This window comes from Castellaniella sp. (genome assembly GCF_041675725.1).
In the GTDB taxonomy this organism is placed as follows: domain Bacteria; phylum Pseudomonadota; class Gammaproteobacteria; order Burkholderiales; family Burkholderiaceae_B; genus Castellaniella.
In genome coordinates this window covers 1-7,578 of sequence record NZ_JBAYTI010000094.1, presented here as the reverse complement: position 1 = coordinate 7,578, position 7,578 = coordinate 1, and the positions used below count along the sequence as shown (strand labels likewise).

Below are 7,578 nucleotides of genomic sequence, written 5' to 3'. Positions count from 1 at the left end.
CCGTAGTGATTTCTTTACCGGTGCATGGATCAAGCACGCTGATTTTTTCTCCACTGATGGCCGCACCTTGCAAACCATCGATAAGATAATGAGAGGGCATTCTCAAGTCATCAATTTTCATTTCCATCACTCGATATTCTGATGTCGCGTCAAATAAAACCAGCCACCAATGCACTTACAACGTTCTATTCGTCAGATTGGCAGCAACTACTTGCCGGTATCAGGCGAACCCGGCTGCCTGTCGGATCAGTCAAACTGATTGCAACTTTCATACAATGGCGATTCACTTGAATCACGCATTTGATTTATCTGGGATCTCAAGGCGAGACTGTATTTTTTCCAACACCTTTATCGCCTGCTGCGGCACTGGCAAACAGTACAGGTCATCACCCAGTTGTGCGATCACATCCGCGATCTGCAGATCCATCCATCTCTTGAGGCGGTAGCGGGCACGCTGTAGGGGCCGGTCGTCATTGCCAGAAACACGCGCCGTCTGCCAAGCCAAATGATCATCAATTGCCTGGGACAGCGCCCGTATGGTTTCGGGCTGCATCGAGGACACTGCCAAGATAGGCGTCACCCATGCCTGCGGGCTCGGGCGCACCATGGCAGCAAGGCGGCGCAGATCTGCGACCATGCGGCGCGCACCGGGTAGATCGGCCTTATTCACCACATAGATATCGGCCATTTCCATGATGCCTGCCTTCATGGCCTGTACGATGTCGCCGCTTTCGGGCAATAGAGTCAGAACCAGGGTATCGACCTGGCTGCGCACGGCATATTCGGCCTGGCCGACCCCCACGGTCTCCAGCAGGACCTCGTCGAATCCAAAGTGATCCATCAGGTCCAGCATTTCTGGCAGGTTATCGGCGAGGCCATCGCTGGTGCGCCGAGAACCCAACGAACGTATATAGAGCTGATCACTGCCAGCGAGGTCGTCCATGCGCACGCGATCGCCCAGGATCGCACCGCCCGAGCGTGGGCTGCTTGGGTCGATGGCCAAAATACCCAAACGGCCGTTCCTTGCCAGGCGATCCAAAGCCAGGTGGCCCGTCAGGGTGCTCTTCCCCGACCCAGGCGCTCCGGTGATCCCAATGCGCCGGGCGAACTGTCGGGGCGGTTCGGTCACCACCATTTGCAACAGCTCTTGCGGTGAGGCGTTGGCCATGCGGGTCAAGGCGCGGCTTAAGGCCCAACGATCCAGAGGCGGTTTGCTCATGTCAGATCCCCGCCCAAAATTTCCTTACTGTGCTCATTGAGCAACGGTGGCTGGCCATACGAAGGAGAAAAATCATCAAATCGCACGGGGCACGCGACGGCACGCAACGGCGGATCGGCATCGCCCAGGGCGACCACCAATCCACGGGCCTCGGTGAATTCGCTGTGTAGCGCCTGATCCAGAGTCCTGACCTGCGCCACGACGACCCCCAGGGGACCAAGGCGACGAACCCATTCATCCGCAGACGCCTGGGCCAAAACCTGCGTAATCGCGGCGACTACAACCCGGCGGTTGGTCCGTCGAGCGTCCATCGTGGCAAAGACGGGATCATCTATCCACTCTGGATGCCCCACTTCGCTGGCAAATATCCGCCAGAACTTGTCGTGCGTGATGAACAGCGTGAGCCACCCACGGGCCGTGGGAAATATCTGGGCAGGCACCACGTAAGGATGAGCCGAGTGCGCCTGACGCTCGACCACCTGCCCGGCATTGAGCGCAGCCCCTGCGAGATAGTTGAGCTGAGAGAGCATGACATCGTACATGGCTACGTCGACTTGCCCGCCCCGCCCCTGGACGATCTTGGCCAATAGGCCCAAAGCGGCCATGAGGCCTGCAGAATTGTCCACTGCCGAATAGCCAGCCTTGGAGGGAGGCGCCCCCGGATCGCCCGTGAGGTCCATCACGCCAGTCAATGCCTGGATGACGTAGTCGTAGGCCGGATTATCCGCATAGCGCCCTTCCAGGCCGTAGCCCGTGAGGGCCACGCACACCAGGCGCTTGTTGCGATGCCGCAGGGCCTCGTAGGTCAGGCCCAGCTTGCGAATTGCGGAAGGTCGCAGATTGGTAATCAGTGCATGGGCTGTTTCAACCAATCGCCCCAGATCCTGTTGCCCCTCTTCGGTCGCCAGATCCAGGGCCACGCTTTTTTTGCTGCGATTCAGGCTTGCAAAATAGGCATTGTGGGGTCCTACGAAATGCGGGCTCACCGTGCGCGCGATGTCACCTTGCGGAGCCTCGATCTTGATCACTTCGGCACCCATGTCAGCCAACATCAGCCCACAATAGGGCCCGGCCAGCATGTGACCAATTTCCAGAATACGGATACCGGACAGCGGGGCACTCATTGCAAGCTATCGGAAAGTGAGGTCAAGACTTGTTCCAATGACATGTCAGCCGTGTACACCGCAGTGACACCCAGTTCGAACAGATAGTCCTGATCTTCGAATGGGATGATTCCACCGACAAACACCTTGACGTCGCGTGCCTGCAATTCGTGCAGTGCTTTGATCACCTCCGCTACCAGCTCTTTGTGGCTGCCCGAGAGGATGCTTAGGCCTACGGCATCCACACCTTCATCGACCGCAACCTGTGCGATCTGCTGTGGACTGCGGCGCAAGCCGGTATAGATGACTTCTGCGCCGGCATCCCGCAAGCTCAATGCGATGATCTTGGCACCGATGTCATGCCCATCCAGACCGGGTTTGCCGATCAAGATGCGCTTGCCGACCAGCGTCACGGTATGTTCCTGAGCATTCATAAATTCACCGGCTCCTTGAATTCACCCCATTGGGCTTTCAGACAATCCACCATCTCGCCTACAGTGGCGTAGGCATGACAGCAATCCACCAGGTAGGGCATGAGGTTTTCATGACTCTTGACAGCAGCGAGCGATAGGCGATGCAGCGACCGCTGTACCGCAACATGATCTCGGGAGTCCATCACCTGCTGGTATTTTTCGAGTACGCGCTGTGCGGCGCCCGGATCCACCGAGAAAATCTCCCCGGCCTTGATTTCTTCGCCTTCTTTGCGAAAGTGATTCTGCCCCACGATCACGTTCAGCCCGGAGTCGGCATTGCGCTTGCGCTCCAGCGCCCGTTCGGCCAGACGCATCTGTATCCAACCGTCTTCGATGGCTGGTACTACGCCGCCATAAGCATCAATTTCCTGCATGATGCGCGTGATTTCCTCTTCCATGCGGTCGGTATGTTGCTCAAGGAAATAGCTGCCGCCGAGCGCATCCACACTGCGCCCTATGCCGCTTTCATACGCAATGATCTGCTGCGTGCGTACCGCCAGCTCGGCGGAGAACTCCGTCGGAATCTGAAAAGCTTCGTCCAGGGCACAGGTAAAAATGGATTGGGCACCCCCAAACACAGCCGCCATGGTTTCCACGGCGACTCGAATCACATTGTTGTAAGCTTGGGGTGCGATCAGAGAAGAGCCGCCGCATACCACACCAAAGCGAAAATGCTGGGCCTTCGGATCCTGGACGCCATAGCGCTCTTTCATGAGACGGGCCCACATACGACGCCCGGCACGGAATTTTGCGATTTCATCGAAAAAGTCCATGTGCACATAGAAGAAGAACGAGAGCCGCTTGGCGAATTTCTCTACTTCACCACCCCGAGCGCACAATTCGTCTACATAGGCGAGGCCATTGGCGAGGGTATAGGCCATTTCCTCTGCAGCTGTCGCCCCCGCATCACGCACATGGGCACCCGCGATACTGATGGGATTGAAACGGGGCGAGACCTCATTGGAATACAGAATGCTGTCGGCAATCAGACGCATGGACGGACGGACGGGGAATATCCAGGTACCACGTGCCACGTATTCTTTGAGAATGTCGTTTTGGATTGTCCCAGTAAGCGCTGTGCGCGGCACACCCTGCTTGTCGGCCACTGCCAGATACATGGCATAAATAATGGCTGCCGTACCATTGATCGTGAAGGACGTGGAGATCCTGGCCAGATCCAGATCACGAAACAGGATCTCAGCCTCCCCCAGGTTGGACAAAGAGACGCCGACTTTGCCGATTTCCGGGCGGGCCATGGGATGCACTGGATCGAACCCGCACTGGGTCGGCAAGTCCAAGGCCACCGACAGGCCAGTTTGCCCTTTTGCCAATAGAAATTTGTAGCGCTCGTTGGATTCTTCGGCTGTACCGAAGCCAGAATACTGACGGATGGTCCATAGGCGACCCTGATATCCATCGGGAAATATGCCTCGTGTGAACGGATATTCGCCTGCCTTGCCAATGCCCGATGCGTCTACCATAGACGCGTCCGTGTTCACGGGGACCTCGATGCCACTTGAACTGACGCTGCGCAGCTGCGGCTTATAATTCAGACCCGATGGTCGACCTTGCTTCTGACTCATTGCGCGACCCTCTTAAGGAAACGGTCGGAAGCGTCCCAATGATCTTCGTGCAGCCAAGTGCTCAGAACCTGGTCGCGTTCTATCTGACGCTGCCGTTCATAGGTCTGATTCGTGCGCCACGCGCGGGTCTGCGCCTTGGCAGCCCGCAACACCTGAGGCGGGCAGGCCAACATAGGGGCCAGAAATGCATCCATGTCACGGCCTTGGTGACCATCCGTAATCACGGCGTCGGCTAGACCCCAGGACAAAGCACGCTGAGCATCGATCAGTTCACCGCGCGCCATCATGTACATGGCCCGGGCACCGCCCACCAGACGGCACAGATCCGGCCCCCCTCCCCAGACGGTGCTAATCGCCAACCTGGCCTGTACGTAGCCAATCTGCGCATGGGCTGCCTGCAAGCGCATGTCGCAAGCGACGGCCAGCTCGGCACCGCCGCCTATCGCATCACCATTCAGATAAGCCAGTACGGGCAAGGGGCAATCGCGCACAGCGTCTAGTGCGGCACGGGCATGATTGGCCATGACATGCGTCGCCTGCGCATCGCGTACTTTCGCAAGCTCGAGCAAATCGCCGCCAGCAGCAAAAAAGCGATCGCCGGCACCGCGCAGTATCAGCATGCGCGTCTGTGGGTGCACACCGGCCCTTGCCACCGCCTGTGCCAACGCAGCCAACACGTTACCTGCCAGCGCGTTGTGCTTGTGAGGCCGATTGATGGTGATCCATACCGTGCCGTCGGCACGCTCGTCAATCAGTATGCTTTCGTCTGGTTGCTGCACATCATGGTCCTTTACAACAAGATCTAACGAACATGATAGAGAGCAATAAATTCCTAGACAAGAATATATGTTCGGCATATCGAACAATAAATATTTATTTTCGATATTTAGTGATAAAAAACTTGATTTGTTCGATATACTGAACTATCGCCTTTTGTTCGTTCAATTTGTCTGGAGCATGCATGTCCAACACTTCCGTCACATCCGTCGACCGCCTGCTCAGCTTGTTCGAAGCGTTTCGGGATAGCCGGCAGCCGCTATCGCTCACGAAACTGGCTGAAACCATCGGCATGCCTAAAAGTAGTTGCCATGCCATGGTGTCAACCTTGATCGAGCGGGGATACCTGTACACGCTCAGCCGACCCCGGGCCTTGTATCCCACACGACGCATGCATGACATCATGCAGGACGTCTCGGCACATGACCCCTTTATTCTGCGTGCCACTCCAACACTAGAGCGCCTGCGCAATACGACGCAAGAAACCATCATCCTGGGCAAGCGCCAAGGTGATTCTGTGATTTACTTGCAAATTGTCGAGAGCCCGCACCCTATCCGCTACACGGCTCAACCGGGGGTGTTCAAGCCGTTGCATTCCAGCTCGATCGGAAAGGCACTGCTGGGCAGCCTGAAAGAAAGCGAATTGCAAGCCTGGCTGCAAGGGCGTGTGCTACCGGCCGTGACCGCCCGGACGAAAGCAGGCCACGCTGTGCTGTTGGCGGATCTCGAAGAAAGCCGCAAGCGCGGCTACTACGTAACGCGCGGGGAAAACATCAGCGACGTGTGGGCTGTCTCAGCGTCCATCCCCATCCACGGAGACGTATTTGGCGTCGCCGTCGCTGGGCCGCAGCATCGCATAGAGCCATGTGTCGAGGAATTGGCTCGATTGCTCATCGCCAGTTGCAGCTTTCTAGCCCGGCAACTGTGAATCGCAGCACGGGTATCGAAGAAAATGATCCCGGGCTGCCGGCTCCCTCAGAGGGTCTCATGCTACCGTTTCCGTACAGCGCGAGGGCTTGCAGATCGGTCTTGAACAACGACAGAAAGCCATATACCATTGCTATATACATTTTCAGTGGGTAGCGTGATCATGGCCATCGGTACAGTCTTCATCAATAACCGCACACAAGCCGTTCGGTTGCCAATCGAAGTGCGTCTGCCTGAAGGCGTGCATAAGGTGAAAATACGGGTCAGAGGCCATGAACGGATCATCGCGCCTGTCGATCAGACCTGGGATAGCTTCTTCATAAACGGCCCAGCAGTCAGCGATGACTTCATGTCCGAACGCGCAAGCCAGGAACAGCCAGAACGGGATCCACTCTGATGCTGCGCTACCTGTTGGACACCAACATCGTCATCTACGTACTGAAACAACGGCCCCTCAGGGTTCTCGACACGTTCAACGCGCATGCCGGCCGCATGGCGATTTCGGCCGTGACACTGGCCGAACTGTTTCATGGCGCAGAGAAAAGCAGCCGGGTCAGCGACAACCTGTCCGCCATCGAGGATTTTTGCAGTCGCCTTGAAGTGCTGGCCTACGATGCCAGGGCCGCGCAACACTATGGCGCCATCCGCGCAGCCCTCGAAAAGCTGGGCCAGCCTATCGGGGTGAACGATCTGCATATTGCCGGTCATGCGCGCAGCGCAGGGCTTGTACTGGTCACCAATAACATGTCGGAATTCGCGCGCGTGCCCGCGCTTGAATTAGAGAATTGGATCATTGAATGAAGCGCCATTCTGGCCACCCGACCTGAACGGCCGGCGCGCAGTCAGCGCACGGTGCCCGGCGACGACACGCTTGACAGCACCGCCAAAAACGCCCCGGCGTCCTTGAAGCCGATCACCCGGTATGCGGGCAACACTTGGCCGCGCGCATCGAAGAAAATGATCCCGGGCGGACCGAACAGGTCGAAGCGCGCCAACAAGGCCTTGTCGTCATCCGTCATGCGCGTGACGTCGGCCTGCAGCAGCAGGAAGTCATCCATGCGGGCCGCTACGCGCGGGTCGCTGAAGGTGAATTTCTCCATCTCCAGGCACGACACGCACCAATCCGCATAGAAATCCAGCATGACCGGCTTCGTCGTGGCCGCCAGCTGCGCGTCGAGCATCGCCACCGACGCTACGGGCGTGAAACGCGCGCGGATGGCGGCCGGGTCGACCGCCAGGCCCGTAGCGACCTGGCCCGCACCCGGGCGGCCAGCCCCGGCAAACGGCGCCAGGGGGTGCAGCATGTCCCGGCCGCCCGCAAGCAGACCGGCGCCCTGCGCAAGCCCCCAGAGCAGCACCAGCAAGGCGAGTGCACGCCAGAAAAGGCGCCACGGGGCAGCGGCGCCGGATACGGCCGGCCCCGGTCCGGCGCTCGACGGAGCCGATGCGGCCCAGAGCAGCAGGCCCGACCAGACCGCCAACACGACCCAGCCCGT

Annotated in this window: 9 protein-coding genes; 3 read left to right on the top strand and 6 right to left on the bottom strand. The window is 58.2% G+C overall.

Features of this window, described 5'->3' with window-relative positions:
- Positions 1-292: 292 nt before the first annotated feature.
- Genes WCZ84_RS13195 through WCZ84_RS13175 form a run of 5 tightly spaced genes read right to left on the bottom strand, consistent with a single transcriptional unit; the run spans position 293 to position 5,235 of the window.
- On the bottom strand, positions 293-1,177 hold the full coding sequence (locus WCZ84_RS13195; RefSeq protein ID WP_372686741.1) for an ArgK/MeaB family GTPase: 885 nt from the start codon (positions 1,175-1,177) through the stop codon (positions 293-295).
- A gap of 38 nt (positions 1,178-1,215) precedes the next feature.
- Positions 1,216-2,343 carry a CaiB/BaiF CoA transferase family protein gene (locus tag WCZ84_RS13190; RefSeq protein ID WP_372686740.1) on the bottom strand — a complete coding sequence of 376 codons (1,128 nt, stop codon included), beginning with the start codon at positions 2,341-2,343 and terminating at the stop codon, positions 1,216-1,218.
- A complete protein-coding gene (locus WCZ84_RS13185) occupies positions 2,340-2,756 on the bottom strand; it encodes a cobalamin B12-binding domain-containing protein (RefSeq protein WP_372686739.1) in 417 nt (138 codons plus the stop codon). Before WCZ84_RS13185 ends, WCZ84_RS13190 begins: the two co-directional genes overlap by 4 nt.
- Positions 2,753-4,378, bottom strand: coding sequence for a methylmalonyl-CoA mutase (locus WCZ84_RS13180; RefSeq protein WP_372686738.1), 1,626 nt, complete (start codon positions 4,376-4,378; stop codon positions 2,753-2,755). The genes WCZ84_RS13185 and WCZ84_RS13180 overlap by 4 nt, the downstream gene beginning before the upstream one ends.
- Positions 4,375-5,235: an enoyl-CoA hydratase/isomerase family protein gene (locus WCZ84_RS13175; RefSeq protein ID WP_372686737.1), complete on the bottom strand. Its 861-nt coding sequence runs from the start codon at positions 5,233-5,235 to the stop codon at positions 4,375-4,377. Before WCZ84_RS13175 ends, WCZ84_RS13180 begins: the two co-directional genes overlap by 4 nt.
- A gap of 104 nt (positions 5,236-5,339) precedes the next feature.
- On the opposite strand from WCZ84_RS13175, the gene WCZ84_RS13170 reads away from it, so the two are divergent.
- From WCZ84_RS13170 to vapC, 3 genes are all read left to right on the top strand, one after another.
- A complete protein-coding gene (locus WCZ84_RS13170; protein ID WP_372686736.1) occupies positions 5,340-6,083 on the top strand; it encodes an IclR family transcriptional regulator in 744 nt (247 codons plus the stop codon).
- A 162-nt stretch (positions 6,084-6,245) separates the two neighbouring features.
- Positions 6,246-6,479, top strand: a complete 234-nt coding sequence (vapB, locus tag WCZ84_RS13165; RefSeq protein ID WP_372686735.1) for a type II toxin-antitoxin system VapB family antitoxin — start codon at positions 6,246-6,248, stop codon at positions 6,477-6,479.
- The gene (gene vapC / locus WCZ84_RS13160; protein WP_372686734.1) at positions 6,479-6,883 is read left to right on the top strand and encodes a tRNA(fMet)-specific endonuclease VapC; all 405 of its coding nucleotides are present in this window, start codon (positions 6,479-6,481) and stop codon (positions 6,881-6,883) included. Before vapB ends, vapC begins: the two co-directional genes overlap by 1 nt.
- A 41-nt stretch (positions 6,884-6,924) precedes the next feature.
- Here vapC and WCZ84_RS13155 read toward each other — a convergent pair.
- A partial coding sequence (locus WCZ84_RS13155) for a thioredoxin family protein (protein WP_372686733.1) occupies positions 6,925-7,578 on the bottom strand: 654 nt, incomplete at its 5' end.

Bases quoted from the DNA above. Each gene is read 5' to 3' on its own strand.
- WCZ84_RS13185 (WP_372686739.1), bottom strand. From the start codon at position 2,756: ATGAATGCTCAGGAACATACCGTGACGCTGGTCGGCAAGCGCATCTTG.
- vapC (WP_372686734.1), top strand. From the start codon at position 6,479: ATGCTGCGCTACCTGTTGGACACCAACATCGTCATCTACGTACTGAAA.
- WCZ84_RS13170 (WP_372686736.1), top strand. From the start codon at position 5,340: ATGTCCAACACTTCCGTCACATCCGTCGACCGCCTGCTCAGCTTGTTC.
- vapB (WP_372686735.1), top strand. From the start codon at position 6,246: ATGGCCATCGGTACAGTCTTCATCAATAACCGCACACAAGCCGTTCGG.
- WCZ84_RS13180 (WP_372686738.1), bottom strand. From the start codon at position 4,378: ATGAGTCAGAAGCAAGGTCGACCATCGGGTCTGAATTATAAGCCGCAG.
- WCZ84_RS13175 (WP_372686737.1), bottom strand. From the start codon at position 5,235: ATGCCGAACATATATTCTTGTCTAGGAATTTATTGCTCTCTATCATGT.
- WCZ84_RS13190 (WP_372686740.1), bottom strand. From the start codon at position 2,343: ATGAGTGCCCCGCTGTCCGGTATCCGTATTCTGGAAATTGGTCACATG.